Origin of the sequence: Chryseobacterium sp. (assembly GCF_022869225.1) — a bacterium.
In the GTDB taxonomy this organism is placed as follows: domain Bacteria; phylum Bacteroidota; class Bacteroidia; order Flavobacteriales; family Weeksellaceae; genus Chryseobacterium.
In genome coordinates, this window is record NZ_JALIHL010000001.1 from 732,015 (window position 1) to 749,246 (window position 17,232).

Annotated in this window: 19 protein-coding genes; 7 read left to right on the forward strand and 12 right to left on the reverse strand. The window is 37.4% G+C overall.

What is annotated here, in order from left to right; translation table 11 throughout:
- Window positions 1–107: 107 nt before the first annotated feature.
- The 11 genes from MUW56_RS03490 to MUW56_RS03540 all read right to left on the reverse strand — a co-directional run bounded on the left by MUW56_RS03490 (window position 108) and on the right by MUW56_RS03540 (window position 11,343).
- Window positions 108–797, reverse strand: coding sequence for an OmpA family protein (locus tag MUW56_RS03490; protein ID WP_292011882.1), 690 nt, complete (start codon window positions 795–797; stop codon window positions 108–110).
- Window positions 798–822: 25 nt separating this feature from the next.
- Window positions 823–1,314 carry a lipocalin family protein gene (locus MUW56_RS03495; protein WP_292011883.1) on the reverse strand — a complete coding sequence of 164 codons (492 nt, stop codon included), beginning with the start codon at window positions 1,312–1,314 and terminating at the stop codon, window positions 823–825.
- 125 nt (window positions 1,315–1,439) lie between these two features.
- Entirely contained in the window at window positions 1,440–3,122 is a 1,683-nt protein-coding gene (locus MUW56_RS03500) for a S8 family serine peptidase (RefSeq protein ID WP_292011884.1), read from the reverse strand.
- A 1-nt stretch (window position 3,123) separates the two neighbouring features.
- Entirely contained in the window at window positions 3,124–3,741 is a 618-nt protein-coding gene (locus MUW56_RS03505; RefSeq protein ID WP_292011885.1) for a WbqC family protein, read from the reverse strand.
- Window positions 3,742–3,805: 64 nt separating this feature from the next.
- On the reverse strand, window positions 3,806–5,449 hold the full coding sequence (lepB, locus tag MUW56_RS03510) for a signal peptidase I (RefSeq protein ID WP_292011886.1): 1,644 nt from the start codon (window positions 5,447–5,449) through the stop codon (window positions 3,806–3,808).
- Window positions 5,450–5,582: 133 nt separating this feature from the next.
- Entirely contained in the window at window positions 5,583–6,284 is a 702-nt protein-coding gene (gene dapB / locus MUW56_RS03515) for a 4-hydroxy-tetrahydrodipicolinate reductase (RefSeq protein ID WP_292011887.1), read from the reverse strand.
- Window positions 6,285–6,317: 33 nt separating this feature from the next.
- Complete coding sequence (locus tag MUW56_RS03520) at window positions 6,318–6,956, reverse strand: DUF5683 domain-containing protein (RefSeq protein WP_292011888.1); 639 nt, start codon at window positions 6,954–6,956, stop codon at window positions 6,318–6,320.
- Window positions 6,956–7,846: a ParB/RepB/Spo0J family partition protein gene (locus MUW56_RS03525; RefSeq protein WP_292011889.1), complete on the reverse strand. Its 891-nt coding sequence runs from the start codon at window positions 7,844–7,846 to the stop codon at window positions 6,956–6,958. The genes MUW56_RS03520 and MUW56_RS03525 overlap by 1 nt, the downstream gene beginning before the upstream one ends.
- Window positions 7,847–7,914: 68 nt before the next feature.
- Window positions 7,915–8,688 carry a ParA family protein gene (locus MUW56_RS03530; RefSeq protein WP_292011890.1) on the reverse strand — a complete coding sequence of 258 codons (774 nt, stop codon included), beginning with the start codon at window positions 8,686–8,688 and terminating at the stop codon, window positions 7,915–7,917.
- A 165-nt stretch (window positions 8,689–8,853) separates the two neighbouring features.
- Window positions 8,854–9,696 (reverse strand): energy transducer TonB, encoded by an 843-nt coding sequence (locus tag MUW56_RS03535; RefSeq protein WP_292011891.1) that lies wholly within the window; start codon window positions 9,694–9,696, stop codon window positions 8,854–8,856.
- A 360-nt stretch (window positions 9,697–10,056) separates the two neighbouring features.
- The gene (locus MUW56_RS03540; protein WP_292011892.1) at window positions 10,057–11,343 is read right to left on the reverse strand and encodes an adenylosuccinate synthase; all 1,287 of its coding nucleotides are present in this window, start codon (window positions 11,341–11,343) and stop codon (window positions 10,057–10,059) included.
- Window positions 11,344–11,531: 188 nt separating this feature from the next.
- On the opposite strand from MUW56_RS03540, the gene MUW56_RS03545 reads away from it, so the two are divergent.
- The 5 genes from MUW56_RS03545 (at window position 11,532) to MUW56_RS03565 (ending at window position 13,845) form a co-directional block, all read left to right on the forward strand.
- The gene (locus MUW56_RS03545; RefSeq protein WP_292011893.1) at window positions 11,532–11,744 is read left to right on the forward strand and encodes a hypothetical protein; all 213 of its coding nucleotides are present in this window, start codon (window positions 11,532–11,534) and stop codon (window positions 11,742–11,744) included.
- A gap of 114 nt (window positions 11,745–11,858) precedes the next feature.
- Window positions 11,859–12,275: a hypothetical protein gene (locus MUW56_RS03550; protein WP_292011894.1), complete on the forward strand. Its 417-nt coding sequence runs from the start codon at window positions 11,859–11,861 to the stop codon at window positions 12,273–12,275.
- Window positions 12,276–12,337: 62 nt separating this feature from the next.
- Window positions 12,338–13,282 carry an alpha/beta fold hydrolase gene (locus MUW56_RS03555; RefSeq protein WP_292011895.1) on the forward strand — a complete coding sequence of 315 codons (945 nt, stop codon included), beginning with the start codon at window positions 12,338–12,340 and terminating at the stop codon, window positions 13,280–13,282.
- A 12-nt stretch (window positions 13,283–13,294) separates the two neighbouring features.
- Window positions 13,295–13,594, forward strand: a complete 300-nt coding sequence (locus tag MUW56_RS03560) for a hypothetical protein (RefSeq protein WP_292011896.1) — start codon at window positions 13,295–13,297, stop codon at window positions 13,592–13,594.
- Window positions 13,595–13,644: 50 nt separating this feature from the next.
- A complete protein-coding gene (locus tag MUW56_RS03565; RefSeq protein ID WP_292011897.1) occupies window positions 13,645–13,845 on the forward strand; it encodes a hypothetical protein in 201 nt (66 codons plus the stop codon).
- Window positions 13,846–14,112: 267 nt separating this feature from the next.
- On the opposite strand, the gene MUW56_RS03570 is transcribed toward MUW56_RS03565, so the two are convergent.
- Window positions 14,113–15,702: an ABC-F family ATP-binding cassette domain-containing protein gene (locus MUW56_RS03570; protein ID WP_292011898.1), complete on the reverse strand. Its 1,590-nt coding sequence runs from the start codon at window positions 15,700–15,702 to the stop codon at window positions 14,113–14,115.
- Window positions 15,703–15,898: 196 nt separating this feature from the next.
- Here MUW56_RS03570 and MUW56_RS03575 point away from each other — a divergent pair, with 196 nt between their 5' ends.
- Together MUW56_RS03575 and MUW56_RS03580 are read left to right on the forward strand one after the other, a co-directional pair.
- Window positions 15,899–16,453, forward strand: a complete 555-nt coding sequence (locus MUW56_RS03575) for a phosphoribosyltransferase (protein ID WP_292011899.1) — start codon at window positions 15,899–15,901, stop codon at window positions 16,451–16,453.
- Between the two features lie 156 nt (window positions 16,454–16,609).
- The gene (locus MUW56_RS03580) at window positions 16,610–17,188 is read left to right on the forward strand and encodes an adenylate kinase (protein WP_292011900.1); all 579 of its coding nucleotides are present in this window, start codon (window positions 16,610–16,612) and stop codon (window positions 17,186–17,188) included.
- Window positions 17,189–17,232: the final 44 nt, after the last annotated feature.

The following is a 17,232-nucleotide window of genomic DNA, read 5'->3' on the forward strand; positions in this document are numbered from 1 at the left end:
TTATGTTGTTTCAAATACAAAAATAACAAATTCATAATTTACAGTATAAAAATACAAAAAAAACCGCCGGGGCGGTCTTTTACGAAAATATTTATATGTTAAATTAATTACTGCCCTTGCTTGGCATCATTAATCATTTTTTCATTAGCAGTGATGGCAAACTCCACTCTTCTGTTTTTAGCTCTTCCTTCTTCAGTATCATTGCTTGCAACCGGCATGGCTTCACCTTCTCCTTTGGTAAACATTCTACCCGATGCAATTCCTTTTCCGGACAAGTAGGCTTTTACGGCATCAGCTCTTCTTTGAGAAAGCTTCAAGTTATAAGCATCAGCTCCTTTGCTGTCCGTATGTCCATAAATATTGATATTGGTATCAGGGTTATTGGCTAACACATCAGCCAATTTATCTAAGTTGGCCTGTGCAACAGAAGTAAGATTTGAGGAATCAAAAGCAAAGTTAACGATACTCTCGTTCATGGTTACTTTAATACCGTCTCCTACTCTTTCTACCTGAGCACCTGGTAAAGTTTCTTTAATGTCTTTGGCTTGCTTATCCATTTTGTTACCGATAACGTTACCTGCAACACCACCGATAATACCCCCCAGTACAGCACCGATCGCTCCGTTTCCTCCTTTACCTACATTATTTCCTAAGATACCTCCCAATACAGCTCCTGATGCAGCACCTACCGCTGTACCTCTTTGTTGGTGGTTTGAATTCTGAACCGCTTCACAACTTGTCAATAGCAATGCTGATGATAAGAAAAGGGCCCCTACGTATGTTTTATTAAATTTCATTTTTTTTGATCTTTTATGTTGATAATTATTTCATCCCAGCTCTTTCAAAGTTGTAAACAACTTTTACGTTTCCACCTTCAAACGGAACATCCTGTTCAAGGGAGAACTGATCTGTAGTCTGGTTTACTAATGTCAAAGTATACCCTGCAGTATTCTGTTTTGCTTTAGTACCTGCAGCAATCTTTTTAAACATGAACGTATTACCGTTCTTTACTTCAAACTTGATAGGTTGTGTAATAGCCGGGCAGCTTCCTCCGCCATTCAGCGTATAAGCACCCGTCCAGTTATTGGGAATCAGTCTCCAATGGCTTCCTACGAAGCATTGTGCGTCTGCTCCTTCATCGAAAGGTTTGATCTTATAGCCTTTCTCATAATTCACGCTTACAATCTGCCAATCTCCTTTTAACTGAAGGAAATCAGCTCTCTGATTTTGAGATGTAGCTGCTTTATTCACTGAGGAACAAGACACTGCAAAAAGTGATGTTCCTAACATCCCTGCAAGTAGTAACTTTTTCATTTTGTTGTTTATTATTTTGTTACATTAAAGTTACAAAAAACCGTGCCAAAATTGAAAATAAAAAACAAAAAAAGTCCGAAAATTTCGGACCTTTTATGGTTTAGCCTTAAACACAGGCAGATAAATTATTTTTTAACCTTCTTTTTTACGGATTTCGAAGGCTTGGTGATTTTCGAAACTTTGCCCTTATAGAAGTTGGTATAAGCATATTCCGCTGCTTTTTTCACATCAATGACACCTCCCGCCTGAGAATAGTCAGCGAAGCCATTTTCTGTACTGGGATTACTGCTTTTCACTAATGATTCAATAATCTGATAAGGTTTAAGATCCGGCATGTAAGCTAACAGTACTGCCGCTGCTCCTGCCACTACCGGGGAAGCCATAGAGGTTCCCTGAAGGTATTCATATTTATCTTTAGGAACTGTGGAATAAATTTCTTCTCCCGGAGCAAAAACATTCACCATTTTCTTGTTATAGTTGGAGAAACTGGCTCTCAATTCTTTATTTTTATTCGTACTTGCCCCCACTACAAGAACATTGCTTACGAATGGTTTTTCGTCCGTAATATTTTTAAAATTGGTAGGGTAAGCCAGATGCTCCGCTACATCTTCATTTTCATTACCTGCTGCTTTTACCAGAAGGACTCCTTTGTCTTCGGCATATTTAAATGCATCCCAAACCACATTCTTACCCGGAGAAACAGGTTTTCCGAAGCTCATATTTAAAACTTTTGCCCCATTGTCCACTGCATATCTGATCGCATTGGCAACGTCTTTATCTCTTTCATCACCATTGGGAACGGTTCTTACAGACATGATTTTTGCCACTTTAGAGGCAACACCATACTGGATCACATTTCCCTGCGGAAGTCCTGCAATAATTCCGGCTACATGGGTTCCGTGCTCGGCATCAGGTCCTTCATAATGATTATTACCATAGATTTTTTCGGAATAATCATCATAATTATCGCCTACAATTTCTTTTCTTGGATCGTAGGTGAGATCATATTGCTTTGCCGATGGTGCATAATGGTCTATAGCTTCCTTCATCTGATCTTTGATCAGCTTCTCGAATTCTTCAGAAGATTTCCCTTTGAATTCAGGACTCTGGGAAACCTGGGTTAAAATCTGTAAAGCAATAGCATCTTTCTGTTCTGTAGGCGGTTTTATAGCTGAAATAGTTTGTGCCGTTACCGGTTTTCCTGCCAAAAGTTTAACCATATTAGGGATCAGTTCACTGATCATAGAATAGGTTTGGAAGTTTTGTTGGGCCTCAATACTTTTTTTATTGAAAAGATCTTTAGCTTTCATGTACATGGCAAATTCTTCCGGCATTTTAGCCTGATTTGCTTTGTTCTTGGTAGAATCATCTCCTTCAAAAACAGGTTTATACTTGGCGACCACTCTTGTCACCTCCATATTGTCGATGTCGATGTCTCCATTTTTTCCTCCTATGAAGTTCCAGCCGTGTACATCATCAATATACCCGTTTCCATCATCATCTTTCCCGTTCCCCGGAACCTCATTCGGGTTTGTCCAGATATTCTTCACCAACCCCGGATGATCTACCTGTACACCACTATCTAAAACCCCGACAACAACAGTTTTAGGTTTCAAACCTTTAGATTCCAGGTATTTATATGCGTTTGCTGTATTTACACCATAGACTTTTGAAGTGGAAAAATCTTTATGATACCATGTCATCAGATCTTTATCTTCTTTTGGATCAATGTTTTTAGCTTTAGATTCCTGTGCGTTGGAGAAACCAAATCCTGCTAAAAAAACAGCTGCTAATAATACCTTTTTCATGTTAATATGATTGTTTAATATTTTTTATATAAGTCAAAGATTCAGGGCCTTTGTTACAAATAAGGTCCAGAACCGATAAATCTTCCAAAAATCCGAATTTATCTGAGAAGGTCTGGTAATAGTCTTCCATTTCAAATTCTGATGGAAGTTTTGCCGGGAACTTTTCTCTGAAATTGACACTCTCAGGATTTTTGATATATTCTTCACTCAAAGAGTGTGCCTTTTCTGTTTTAAGGATCTGTTGGATGACTTCTAACCCTTTAAGGTTAAAATCCAGAAGAAACTTTTCTTTCAGGTCAAATATCTTTCTGAACTTATCTTCATAATATTCGAAATAGGGAGAGCTCTGATAAGCGGTCTTGATTGACTTCCAGTGAAGGCCTCTCCAGTCTTCTCTATAAGAAATCTCAATATCCTTCATTTCTCTTTTCCCGTTGTGATTAATGGGAATAATCAATGATAACTTTCCGTTCGCACCGTAGATATTAGCCCTGTTTCTATAGGTTTGTTTTGGAAAATTTTCAAACTGTTCAAATACAACTTCATTTTCAGCATTCAAAAACACTGAAAACCATGAAACCGGCGGCATATAAAAAACCGGCAATAAAACATTCTTCATATTCATAATGCAAAAATGAAGTATTTTTTCAAATACTTCATTCTATTTTAAGTTTAATTTTATTTTACAACTCGTCTTCTGTGTTTTTCTTTCTGAATAATTTTACAAAATATTCCCATCCGAAAAACAGGATCAAGATCATTGCAGCAATCCACCAGTAAGAAGTTTTGTTGGCTTCTCCGGTATTGGTTGCTTTAAACATTCTGTCCCAACGGATCTTGAATGGTGCCTGGTACGTAGAGCTTCCGTCTTTGAACGCCCCCTGAAGACTCAGCCACGTAAACATCGGTTTCCCGACAATATTTTCTTCAGGAACGAAACCAAAGAATCTTGCATCCAGAGAAGCATCCCTGTTATCTCCAACCATCATATAATAATCCTGCTGAATTGTATATTGATTCGTTTCTTTTCCGTTGATAAAGATCTTTCCGTTCTTTTTCTCCAGGCTGTTGTGTTCATATTCGGAAATAATCCACTGATACATAGGAAGTGTTTCAGCATTGATCGCTACGACATCTCCTTTTTTAGGAATTCTTAACGGACCGTACCAATCCTGGTTCCAAGGTTTGTTCACCGGGAAAATTGATTGTGTAGTATCAATTTTTGTTCTTAGCTCGTCCTTGTAAGCTATAGCAGATTCTCCTTTAGTATTAATATTTTCATTCATACTCACCACCTGTGGGAGTTGCTTGATTTCCTTCGCAATTTTATCGGTAAGCCCCTGAAAACCATAAACATAGCCTCCATTGTGTTCCTCTTCACGAACGGGCAAGAACCCATAGATTTTGTACAAAGCAGGAATATCCAACTGACTGCTTGCAATTACGGTATAACTATGCTGTACTTCCTGGTCTCCTAAAACAGTTTCAGGTTTTCCGTTGACAAAAAGCCTTCCTCCTCTCACTTCGAAGGTATCGCCAGCTGTAGCCACACATCTTTTTACATAAGGATCTTTTCTGTCGATCGCTGTGTGTACAGAATCCTGAGGATAATTGAAAACAACTACATCATTTTTCTGTGGTTTGTTGAACTGTAAAATTCTTGTATAAGGTAATTTTACCCCATCTACATAAGATTTCGGGTCATCTTTCGGATTCCCTTTCTGTCCTGTATCCATAATGGTTCCCTGAAGGAAAGGAATGGCTAAAGGACGCATCGGCATTCTGTATCCATAGCTCCATTTGTTAACGAAAAGGAAGTCTCCTACCAATAATGTTCTTTCCATTGATCCTGTAGGAATTCCGAACGGCTGAGTTACAAAAACGTGGATGATGGTTGCGAAAACAACGGCAAAAGTAATAGATCCCAAAAAGGTATCTTTCTTTTTTGCATTTTTTTCTTCATCGGTAAGAAAAAGGTCATTGGCATTTTCATCTTCCAGCTCTGCATTGGAATAGTTGACAGTAGCCATATAAATAAACGGCAGAATCACTGTAAGAACCTGGTCCTTGAAAAGAGTTTTCCCGAACTTTTTCATTAAATAAAGATGGAAAACAGACATCATGATAGGTCCTACGATCGGAAGATACGATAGAATTGCCCACCATTTCGGATGTTTTGTTTCTTTTAGGATAATAAAATAATTGTAGAAGGGTATAAATGCCAATAGAGGACTGTACCCCATTTTTTTAAACAGCTTCCAAGTTGAAATTCCCATTAATACGGATAGAATGAGAACATATACTGTATAAGTTAAAAAATAATTCATAAATTTTTTTGCCTATTCTGATAATATAAAATGATAAAATGATGAGTAATCAATGATAACAGCTTTACGCTATTGACAATTCACTATTCATCATTTCTGTTATTAGTTTGCAATTTAAAGAATTTGTTACAAATTAAAGTCCCAAAACGTCTTTCATTCCGAAATTTCCTTTCTTATCCTTAATCCATTCTGCAGCGACTACAGCGCCTAATGCAAAACCATTTCTGTTGAAAGCGGTATGTTTGATTTCAATTTCATCCACTTCACTTCGGTAGAAAACGCTATGGGTTCCCGGCACCTCATCCTCACGTACAGCAAATATTCCAAGCTGTTTTCCCTGGGTTTCTTCCAGCTTCCATGCATCAAATTTCGGGTTGTTATTAATGATGCCTTCTGCGATGGAAATTGCGGTTCCACTGGGTGCATCTTTTTTATGGATGTGATGAATTTCTTCCAACTGGCATGAATATTCATCCACGTTTTTCATCAGATCGGCAAGCTTTTCATTAAGTGCAAAAAATAAATTTACCCCTAAACTAAAGTTGGATCCGTATAGGAATGCGGTATCATTTTCAACAGCCAGTTTTTCTATTTCTTCTTTTTTCTCCAGCCATCCGGTAGTTCCGCAGATGACCGGAATTTTATTTTCAAGACAGGCTTTAATGTTTTCAAAAGCGACTTCCGGAAGGGAAAACTCAATGACAACATCAGGATTATTAAGATTTTCAGCAGTAGGTGTTTGTTTCAGGCGGGCAACTACTTCATGTCCTCTTTTCTGTGCGATCTCATCAATGATCTTTCCCATTTTACCGTATCCAACTAATGCTATTTTCATATGCTGTTTTTCTGTTTTATAATTTGATATGTTTTAAAATCTATAACTTAAGCTTAATCCTGTCTTTGGCTGATCATATCCATATTGATCCTGAATCACTGTAGGTTTAAAAGATAAATCCGGGTCATGACGGCTTTCATAAAGATGGGCATCTACTACTGCGTCCACAATATTCAGAATGTAGATCAACCCTGTAATAGCAATCGCGTAATCTCTCTGTCTTTTTGCCCTGTCCTGTACATTTCCCAAAGCTTTTTTATCCAGCCATGGATGGCTGTCTACGAATTCGTTAGGGGTACCATTAAGCTTGGCAATGTAATACTCACGGTATTTTTTGTACTGATTATCATTCCAGACGGCAATACCTACTCCGGCACCTACCGCACCCCATACAATAGGAATCTTCCAGTATTTTTTGTTATAATACTGTCCCAATCCCGGTAAAACCGCTGAATACAATCCGGCTCTGGTAGGATTCAGTTTTATTGTTTTTTTGGTAGGTCCGTTGGATTTTTCCAGGTCGGCAATTATTTTAGCTTCAGTTTTCCCTGGTTTTACCGCAGGTACCTCTTCTTTCGGAGCTGTCTGCAAACGGACAGTATCAATGGGACCGACTTGTGAATAAGCCAGTACCGTGAGGTTTAAAAAAAATGTGAAAAATATTTTCTTCATTATTTAATATGAGACAAAATGTATTCCAGCTCTTCTTCGTTTTTGAAATCCAGAACAATTTTACCTTTTTTACCATTTCCGGATGCTTTGATCTCTACTTTTACATCTAAGATATCAGCAATCGTCTTCTGGGCTTTTTTATAGTTATTGGAAAGCTCCGCTTTTGCTTTTTTAGCTGCCTGAGATTTTGGATTTTTTAATGCGGCAGCAGCCTGTTCAGCCTGGCGGACATTCAGTTTTTCTTTGATGATCAGATCAAACAGAATCTGCTGATCCTCTTCATTTTCAAGACTGATGATGGCCCTGCCGTGTCCTGCGGAAATCTCACCGCTTCTGATTGCATTCTGAATATCCGGGTTCAGCCTTAAGAGTCTGATTGAATTGGTAATCGTACTTCTGTCTTTTCCGATTCTTTGGCTCAGATTTTCCTGGGTAAGGCCAATTTCTTCCAAAAGCCTGTGATAAGTCAGGGCAATTTCGATCGCATCAAGATCTTCTCTCTGGATATTTTCAACAAGAGCCATTTCAAGAAGCTCCTGGTCATTGACTAAACGGATATAGGCAGGAATAGTCGTAAGCCCTGCAATTTTCGTTGCTCTGTAACGTCTTTCCCCCGATATGATCTCGAATTTCTCACCATCTTTTCTCAGGGTAATCGGTTGGATCACGCCTAAGTTTTTGATAGACTGTGCGAGTTCATTTAGTGCTTTCTCATCAAAATAAGTTCTTGGCTGCGTCGGATTCGGATAAATATCTTCAAGGGCCACTTCTACAATATTTCCAACAAATTTATCTGCTCCTTCATCAGTAGCGGAATTAATCATTGCTTTAGATTCTGCACTTAAAATGGCTCCCAAGCCGCGTCCCATAGCTCTTTTTTTGTCCTTCATAGATATAATTGATAAATGATGTCTGACAAGTGATGTGAATATTCACTTACCGGCCATTTATTATTAATTTAATTTTTTACTAAATTTTCGTTCTTTAAAAGAACTTCTTCTGCTAACTGAATGTACTGTATCGCTCCTTTACTTTCGGCGTCATAATTCAGGATACTTTCTCCAAAACTTGGAGCTTCACTCAGTCTTACATTTCTGCTGATAATCGTTTCAAAAACCATTTCAGGGAAATGCAGGTTAACTTCTTCCACAACCTGATTGGACAATCTTAATCTGCTGTCATACATCGTAAGAAGAAGGCCTTCAATATCAAGATCCTTGTTATGGATCTTCTGAACATTTTTAACGGTGTTCAAAAGCTTTCCAAGCCCTTCTAATGCAAAGTATTCACACTGGATCGGAATAATCACGGAGTCTGCCGCAGTAAGCGCATTGACCGTGATAAGACCTAAACTCGGCGCACAGTCGATAATGATATAATCATAATCTGCTCTTACACTTGCCAATGCTTTTTTAAGCATATATTCACGGTCTTCCTTGTCTACCAATTCGATTTCTGCCGCTACCAGGTCAATATGTGATGGAATAATATCCAGGTTCGGAGTCGCAGTTCTTTTGATACAAGCTCTCGTATCTGCACTGTGCTCCAATAGATTATATGTAGAATACTGAACATCTTCCACACCGAGACCTGATGTAGCATTCGCCTGGGGGTCAGCGTCAATGATTAATATTCTTTTTTCCAATACTCCCAATGCTGCTGCCAAATTTACGGCGGTGGTAGTCTTACCAACACCTCCTTTTTGATTAGCAATACCTATGATTTTTGCCATTATTCGAACTTTAAGTTTCAAAAATACACTTTTTTCTTTGCTCTCGGTGAATAGAGAAATTCAAAATTGAGTTAAAATATTGTTAATAAGCACTTTAACATTCAAAAAAATTATCCACAAAAAAAAATCTTTGTGGATAACTTTTAAAATATATTCTAGTACTGATTATTCAAACCTCATGGAGATGGGAAATTTGAAATAACTTCTTACATTTTCCCCTTTTTTATTTTTTGCAGGAATCCATTTTCCTTTACTTGAGATGTTTTTAATTGTTCTCATGGCCTCGCTGTTAAAGTCGGCATTGGTTCCATTAGCTTTTACCCCTGAAATAGTTCCGTCCATTTCCACAATAAAGGTAACTGTCGTTTTTACTACATCTTCTGATTCAAATCCTGAACCATCGAAGTTGTTCATTACTTTATTTCTGAATGAATCTATTCCTCCTGTAAAACTAGCTTCAACACTAAGTTCTGTTTCAATTTTATTTTTGTCTACCGGCTGAGGAACAGCTGGTGGAGCCGTATGAATCACAGGTCCTGTGCCTACAGATGGAGGAGCCGGAACATAGGAGTCACTGTTTACGGGTTTACCTTTTAGATTGGTATCCAAGCCTGCCACAGCATCATCCGGAATAGGATCTTTCTGAACATTATCCGGAGCATTACGGGAAGGGGTGGGAACCGTGCTGTCATACGTTTTCACATCAGGGGGTGAAACCGGTTTAACCGGCTCAATTTTCACAGGGGGAGTAACCGGCTCATCAGGTATTACCGGAGTAAAATCAATCACAACTCCTTCCGGTGTCTTTGAAGGTGCTTCTACTTTGAAAGCTGATATTACAAAAGGTGTAATGGACACAGCAGCCAATAAGCTTACTCCTACAAAAAGTGCTTTGGTTAATATTTTATCTGATTCGTTTCTTAATGCATAAGCGCCGTATTCTTTGTTGCGGTGCTCAAAAAGAACTTCGTTAAAACGAAATTCCTGATTTTGATTCTGGTATTTCATCACTACTACTATTTAAACTGTTAAAAAAATGATTATTAATTTTTTAGTTCTTATCGATAAGCATTGTTTCAATATCAAAAGATCTGCCAAAAAATTGCCGAAATAACATAATATTAAAAAAAATTATGATAAGGTTTAAATTTTAACATTTTACATAGAAAATCTATACAGGAAAAGAGTTTCAGTTCTGATGAAAACAATAAGCACCATAAATACAAATAGCTTAGCAAAAGATTAGTTCTGAATCACTTAGTGCAGTCCTAAATAAACAATCAGTAAAACAGCATATCTCATTAATTTTAAACAAAAAAAAGAGACCATCAATCGATAGTCTCTTTGTTATTTTATTTTCCAGGAATATTAGAATAATTCTTTTCTGATAATGTTCTGGCTTCTTTCAGGCCCTACAGAAACCAGGTATACATTGATTCCTAAATATTTTTCGATAAACTCAATGTATTTCTGAGCATTGTCAGGAAGTTCATCATAGCTTCTGGCTTTTGTAATATCTTCTTCCCAACCCGGTAAATCCTGGTAAATAGGTTCGTAGTTATACAATTTCTCAGTTGATGAAGTGAAATAATCAATGATTTTTCCGTCTTCAGTTTTGTAATGAGTAACGATTTTAAGGTTTTCAATGCCTGTAAGAACGTCTAATTTCGTAATCACTAAGTTATTGATCCCATTAATCATACAAGCATGCTTTAAGGAAACAAGGTCTAACCAACCTGTTCTTCTCGGTCTGCCTGTTGTAGCTCCAAACTCGCCACCAATCTGTCTGATTTTCTCACCTAACTCATTATCCAGCTCAGATGGGAAAGGTCCGTTTCCAACTCTTGTACAATATGCTTTTGCAACCCCGATTAAGTTCTGAAGTGAAGTTGGCGGAACTCCTGCTCCCGTACAAACTCCTCCTGTAGATGGAGAAGACGAAGTAACATATGGATAGGTTCCGAAGTCAATATCAAGCATCAGTGCCTGGGCTCCTTCAAACAATACATTCTTTCCTTCCTGGATCGCTTCGTTTAATTCTAATTCCGTATCAACGATTCTGTCCTGAAGCTGTTTTCCGATCTCTAAAAACTCATTGTAGATTTCTTCAACATCTAAAGTTGGTTTTCCGTAATATTTTTCAAAAAGAGAGTTTTTAACTTTTAAGTTTTTCTCAATTTTATCTCTTAAAATCTCAGGATTTAAAAGGTCTACCATTCTGATCCCTACTCTTGCTATTTTATCTTCATAACAAGGTCCGATTCCTTTTTTGGTAGTTCCGATCTGGGTTCCTCCGTGTTCCTCTTCACGGTAAGTGTCCAAAAGGATGTGGTAAGGCATGATCACATGCGCTCTTCTGCTGATAAAAATGTGGTCCGTTCTCAAACCTTTGCTCTCGATCTGACCAACTTCTCTAATGAAAGACTTAGGGTTTACCACTACTCCATTCGCAATGATACATTTCCCTTTGCATTGAAGAACTCCTGAAGGAAGAAGGTGTAGAACGAATTTTTCATCTCCTACATAAACCGTGTGCCCTGCATTGTCTCCACCCTGGAAACGCACTACATAGTCCGATTTTGCTGATAAAACATCCGTGATTTTTCCTTTGCCTTCATCTCCGTACTGAAGACCTACAACTACATAAGTTGACATATTTTACTTTTGTTTTTAGATTCGTGCAAAATTACTTTTAAAAAATTGGGTGAGCAAATTCTAGGTGGATTTTATTTTCGAGTAAGGCAGGAATTTTAAAATTTGAGAAATAATATTTTTTTGAATTATATAACGTTAATTGATAATTTGTTATATTTATTAAAAAAATACAAAAACTAATAGCGATAATGATAATTCCCAACCCCTTACTTTCTAAAAAATTAGAAATTCATTATTGGTTTAATGACAATAGTCATACAATTGATGCTATAACTTTAAATCAATCTCAACATGAAATAATTGCTCTTATACAAGAAATTTCAAAAGAAATAGAAGCTGAAAAACAGATGTTAAAATTATTTAGATACGAAGATGATGATATATTACCTTATGAAGAATGAATATAAATAATTCGGCCGAAATGATTCTTAATTTTCTTGTTGAACTGATTAACAATTATACACATATTGTGGTTTTATGCTTTCCGAAGAAGTTTAATATAATTTAAAATTCCAATGAAAAACATTTATCTACTTTTTTTTATACTTATTCTGGGGACTTCTTTGAGTTTTTCACCCAAAAGAATGGAAAGCAGAAAATACAAACTGACCGGAAAAATAGTAAGTGATATTTCTCTTCCTCCAGGTTGTGGATATATCGCTTATGCTACAGTGATAGAATTTGAAATCATTGACTCAAATATAAAAAACTATATAGATAAAACAATTCCTATTATAGTAAAATGCCCTGAGTTTTATGGAGATCATTTTTTTGAAAAAGATAAGATTTATACATTAAATATCATCAATAAAATAAATATTATTTATGCAAATCAAACTGATTTTGGTTGGACTATTCCCAATATAAGCATACAAAACAAATATAATCTGGATAAAAAATTATGGGCAGTATCAATTAAAAAGGAGGAATAGATTCTGTTAATAAAAAAACTTCTTTTATTCCTTATCTTTGATTAGCATCTAAACAAGCTCTTATGCCAATATCCCAAACATCAGCATACTTACCATCAAAAATAAACCGTGAGTCCCAACTTTTCCACACTCTGTTCTCTCCAGAAACAGCAAAAGCTACTCTACTCATTGTTCACGGCATGCAGGAGCACAGCGGAAGATATGCAGAGATAGCAGCATATTTTGCCAATCGGGGAATCGCTGTATTGACGTATGATCATCTGGGACATGGAAAATCTGTTAAAAAGAAAGAAGAGATCGGTTTTTTCCAACTCAACAAACCGGATGAAAGACTGATTGCAGATGCGGAAATGATGGCTGATCATCTTGCAGAGCAGTATCCGGATGTTCCTCATTTTATTTTGGGACATTCTATGGGATCTTTTATTACGCGCTGTCTTCTTCAAAAAGCCAGCAGTAAATTTGCAGGAGCGGTCATTACAGGAACCGGCGGACCTTTGCCGGGAATAGATTTATTAAGAGGTTATTTATCATTAGCCAATGCCATCGCTCCTCGTCATCGTACTTTTTTGAATTCTGTTTTTACGAATGTCAATAACAAGCATTTTAAAAGGGATCGAGATTTCAGTGATACAAGCTGGCTCAGCGTGAACTCTAAAAACAGGAAAAATTTTGAACAGGATGAACTCTGTGGAATTCCGTTTACCCATAATGCTTTTTATACCCTGTTTACCATTTACAAAAAGGCTACCGCAAGAAACTGGGCGGCTTCTATCTCCAGGTCCTTCCCTTTGCTATTCGTAAGCGGGCAGAATGATCCGATCGGTGATTTTGGAAAAGGAGTGATGCAGACGGTCAACAACTTAAAAGCAGACGGTTTTCAAAATGTAGAGGCAAAGATATATCCTGATATGCGACATGAGATTTTGAATGAAGAAATACGGGAAGAAGTACTGAAGGAAATCTATAATTGGATTGTAGGGCTAGAAGATCGTACAGATTTATAAAATTAAAAAGCCATGAGAATCCATATTTTCGGGGCGTCAGGTTCCGGAGTTACCACTTTAGGGAAAGCATTGTCCGAGGAACTCCATATTGAATACTTAGACAGCGATGATTTTTTCTGGCTTAAGACCCATATGCCTTTTACGGAGAGACAAAGTCCTGAAATAAGGAATGCAATTGTTTCGGATCTACTTCATACTGCTGAAAGCTGGATTTTCGGAGGCTCAATCATTCATTGGGGTGAAAATGTTTTTCCTGCATTCGATCTGGTTATATTTCTCTATCTGCCTCCTAACTTAGATTGGAAAGGCTGAGAAAGAGAGAATATGAAAGGTATGGTGATGAAATTATAACTAATCCGGAAATGGCAAGAAAATTTCAAGAGTTCATGGAATGGGCTAAAGATTATGATCACAGTACCGGCATTGCCAACAGAACTTTAAAAGCCCACCTTGAATGGCTGTCTGCTATGAATACCCCTTTGATAGAGCTTTCAGGAGATTATGAGCTATACCAAAAAACAGATATGATTCTGAGTAAAATAAAGCAGGCGAATTACAGGTAAAATAGCCCGTCTTTGGAATAATTAACGTTTGCCCACTATTCATTGAGATCGCTTTCGCCATAAAATCATAGGATCTTGGAAGAGCAGCCTGTTTAGAAAAAATAATTTTCAAATAGCAAAGTCCTGGAAATTGATATCCAGGACTTATTTTTATAAGTTTTGGCTAAAGCCGGCGGAACGTTGCCTTATGTTAAAAACGGGCTAAAGCCCGTTCCCAATGAATACCTTGCACATTATACAAAATCTGTGAAAAGCCGGTTTCACCTGCTAGTTTAGGATCACTTCCCGGTCAATACCAATCTCTTCCAGAAAAACTTCATCATGGGAAACAACAACCAGAGTCCCGTGGTAATCTTTAATCGAATTTGTTAAAATTTCGACATTCTGCAGATCCAGATTATTCGTAGGTTCATCAAGGATCATCATATCGGGCGCTGTACTGCTGATGGACAGTCCGCACAGAAGTAGCCTCAACCGTTCTCCCCCACTTAATACTCCACATTTTTTATCCCATGTTTCCTTACCGAACAAAAACCTTGACAGGAATGTTTTCACCTCGGATTCCTGTAATGCACGGTCGTTAAACTGTTGAACAAAACCATAAATACTTGAGTCATGGTCGATCAGGGAGTATTCCTGGTCAATATAAATGCTGCTAAAATCCGTCGTGATCACCTTTCCAACAGAAGGTTCAAGTTTTCCGAGTAAAAGCCTGATCAGTGTTGTTTTTCCCGATCCGTTTGACCCCTTTAATGAGATTCTGTCTCCGCTTCTCATCTCAACACTCAAATTTTCTTTCCAAAGCGCTGCTTCGCCGTAGTTGAAATTCACATTTTCTGCGCTGATTAAAATTTTACCTGAATGTAATTTGGAATCACTGAAGCTGACTTTCATTTGGTCAGAATTCTTTAATGAGGAGCGTAAGTCCCGCAGATCTCCTGAAATCCCGCCTATCTTCTCCGTGTGAACACTTTTCAGTTTGGAAGTATTTTTCTCTGCATTATTCTTAAGGGTATTCATCATAATTCTGGCCACCCCTGATTTTTCCTGCTTCTGCTTTCCTCTTGCATCCAGTTTCTGTTTGCGCTCTAAGGTTTCCCGTTCTTTCTCCTTTGCTTTTTTCAAAGCCCGTTCCTTCGCATGAATATCATTGTGGAGAGCTTCTTCTTCAATTTCTTTTTGCAACGCATAAAAATCATAATTCCCACCATACGCCGCAATTCCCTGGTTGCTTAATTCAAAAATAATGTCGACAAGATTCAGCAAAGCTCTGTCATGACTGACAATAACTACAGTAGCGTTTGTTTTATCAATCAGGTCATATAACAATTTTCGACCCTCCAGGTCAAGATGGTTCGTAGGTTCATCCAATATGACAATATCCGGTTGATTGATTTGAATTCCGGCCAGGAATACTTTGGTCTTTTGTCCTCCGCTTAACCCCTCAAGGGTCTTATTTAATTCATAATCCTGAAGTCCCCAGTACTGTAAGGCATGCTGACACCGTTCTTCAATATCCCAGTCATCATTCAGAATTTCAAAGTACTTTTCATCAACTTCTCCTTCCGTTATTTTCTGAAGAGCATGTAGCTTTTGATCAATTTTCAGGCATTCAGCAATGGTATGGTGATTATAATTACCGAACATTTGGGGCACATAAAAAATCTCACCCTGAATAGCTGCATTTCCGCTCAGCGGCTGTATTTCTTTAGCCATTATTTTCAGCAAGGTAGATTTCCCCATGCCGTTGCTCCCCACTAAAGCAGATTTGGTGTGGGCCTGTATTGATAAATTGGTATGATTAAATAGCAGATCGCCTCCCGGAAACCCAAAGGATATATTTTGTAGTAAAATCACGATTTCTTTCTTAAAAATAGTTAAACATCAGTAACACTCCGGTTACCGTTTGATCAAATCTGAAAGAAATTATATCCTACATGCCTGTATTTTTGGGTTTTGAAAGGACAAATATAATATAAAACCCGGATTAAACACAAAAAGATTTTATTCAAAAATCAAAAATCCGTAACTTTGCCAACTACTAAAAATTTTTATGGAAAGCATTAAAGTTCACGACAAAACTTTCGTTCCTTATTTAGAGGACGCCGAAATTCAGGAAATTGTAAAAAAGACAGCATTAAGAATTTATGAAGATTATAAGGATGAAGTTCCTGTTTTCATTGGCGTTTTGAACGGAGTGATCATGTTCTTCTCAGATCTATTAAAGTATTATCCAGGTGAATGCGAAATTGCTTTCATTCAAATGAGTTCTTATGTAGGAACTGAATCTACAGGAATCGTTTATCAGAAAATGGAGTTGACTAAAGATGTAAAAGACCGTCATATCATCCTTGTGGAAGATATTGTTGATACCGGGAATACGGTGGAAAGTCTTTTCAAATATTTCAAGGAAACACAGCGTCCAAAATCTGTAAAACTGGCCAGTTTCTTACTGAAACCGGAGATTTATAAGAAAGATTTCAAGCTGGATTATATCGGAAAGGAAATCCCGAATAAATTCGTTCTTGGTTATGGACTGGATTATGATGAGCTGGGAAGGAACCTTCGCAATTTATATCAGCTGGAAGACGGACAAATCAACCATTAAACGCTGTTGGCTATTAGCTGATAGCTTTTAGCTTAAAAAATTAAAATAAAGAAATAAATTTAATAATAACTAAAAAAAGCTGAAAGCAAAAAGAGCAACCCGCCAAAAGCGAAGAGCCAAAAGCAAAATGCCATTTGCCAAAAGCGAATCAAAATTATGATAAACATTGTTCTGTTCGGCCCTCCAGGAAGTGGAAAAGGAACACAGGCTCAAAACCTAATCGAGAAATTCAATTTAAAGCAAGTTTCAACAGGTGATCTTTTCAGATACAATATGAAAAATGACACTGAACTTGGGAAACTGGCCAAGTCTTATATCGATAAGGGAGAATTGGTTCCGGATCAGGTAACAACAGATATGCTGATCGATGAGATCAGAAAACCTACCGATACCAATGGTTTTATTTTTGATGGTTATCCAAGAACAACTGCTCAGACAGAGGCATTGGAAAAAATCGTTAAAGAAGAATTAAATGATGAGATCGATATCTGCCTTGCCTTGGTGGTAGAAGATAAAATTTTGGTTGAAAGACTTTTGAAAAGAGGAGAGACCAGCGGCAGATCTGATGACAGCAATGTAGAGATCATCGAAAACAGAATTAAAGAATATTATGCTAAAACAGCAGAAGTAGCCGAACTTTATAAGCAGCAGGGAAAATATGTAGAGGTAAACGGCGTAGGAGAAATTGATGAGATTTCACAAAAACTTTTTGCTGAAGTAGAGAAAATTAAATAATCGAGATTCAGGATACGGGATACATTTTCTTCCGTACTTGCCAC

What these genes read in the sequence shown, in the direction of transcription:
- MUW56_RS03490 (WP_292011882.1), bottom strand. Translation starts at nt 797, where the DNA reads ATGAAATTTAATAAAACATACGTAGGGGCCCTTTTCTTATCATCAGCA.
- MUW56_RS03495 (WP_292011883.1), bottom strand. Translation starts at nt 1,314, where the DNA reads ATGAAAAAGTTACTACTTGCAGGGATGTTAGGAACATCACTTTTTGCA.
- MUW56_RS03500 (WP_292011884.1), bottom strand. Translation starts at nt 3,122, where the DNA reads ATGAAAAAGGTATTATTAGCAGCTGTTTTTTTAGCAGGATTTGGTTTC.
- MUW56_RS03505 (WP_292011885.1), bottom strand. Translation starts at nt 3,741, where the DNA reads ATGAAGAATGTTTTATTGCCGGTTTTTTATATGCCGCCGGTTTCATGG.
- lepB (WP_292011886.1), bottom strand. Translation starts at nt 5,449, where the DNA reads ATGAATTATTTTTTAACTTATACAGTATATGTTCTCATTCTATCCGTA.
- dapB (WP_292011887.1), bottom strand. Translation starts at nt 6,284, where the DNA reads ATGAAAATAGCATTAGTTGGATACGGTAAAATGGGAAAGATCATTGAT.
- MUW56_RS03520 (WP_292011888.1), bottom strand. Translation starts at nt 6,956, where the DNA reads ATGAAGAAAATATTTTTCACATTTTTTTTAAACCTCACGGTACTGGCT.
- MUW56_RS03525 (WP_292011889.1), bottom strand. Translation starts at nt 7,846, where the DNA reads ATGAAGGACAAAAAAAGAGCTATGGGACGCGGCTTGGGAGCCATTTTA.
- MUW56_RS03530 (WP_292011890.1), bottom strand. Translation starts at nt 8,688, where the DNA reads ATGGCAAAAATCATAGGTATTGCTAATCAAAAAGGAGGTGTTGGTAAG.
- MUW56_RS03535 (WP_292011891.1), bottom strand. Translation starts at nt 9,696, where the DNA reads ATGAAATACCAGAATCAAAATCAGGAATTTCGTTTTAACGAAGTTCTT.
- MUW56_RS03540 (WP_292011892.1), bottom strand. Translation starts at nt 11,343, where the DNA reads ATGTCAACTTATGTAGTTGTAGGTCTTCAGTACGGAGATGAAGGCAAA.
- MUW56_RS03545 (WP_292011893.1), top strand. Translation starts at nt 11,532, where the DNA reads ATGATAATTCCCAACCCCTTACTTTCTAAAAAATTAGAAATTCATTAT.
- MUW56_RS03550 (WP_292011894.1), top strand. Translation starts at nt 11,859, where the DNA reads ATGAAAAACATTTATCTACTTTTTTTTATACTTATTCTGGGGACTTCT.
- MUW56_RS03555 (WP_292011895.1), top strand. Translation starts at nt 12,338, where the DNA reads ATGCCAATATCCCAAACATCAGCATACTTACCATCAAAAATAAACCGT.
- MUW56_RS03560 (WP_292011896.1), top strand. Translation starts at nt 13,295, where the DNA reads ATGAGAATCCATATTTTCGGGGCGTCAGGTTCCGGAGTTACCACTTTA.
- MUW56_RS03565 (WP_292011897.1), top strand. Translation starts at nt 13,645, where the DNA reads ATGGCAAGAAAATTTCAAGAGTTCATGGAATGGGCTAAAGATTATGAT.
- MUW56_RS03575 (WP_292011899.1), top strand. Translation starts at nt 15,899, where the DNA reads ATGGAAAGCATTAAAGTTCACGACAAAACTTTCGTTCCTTATTTAGAG.
- MUW56_RS03580 (WP_292011900.1), top strand. Translation starts at nt 16,610, where the DNA reads ATGATAAACATTGTTCTGTTCGGCCCTCCAGGAAGTGGAAAAGGAACA.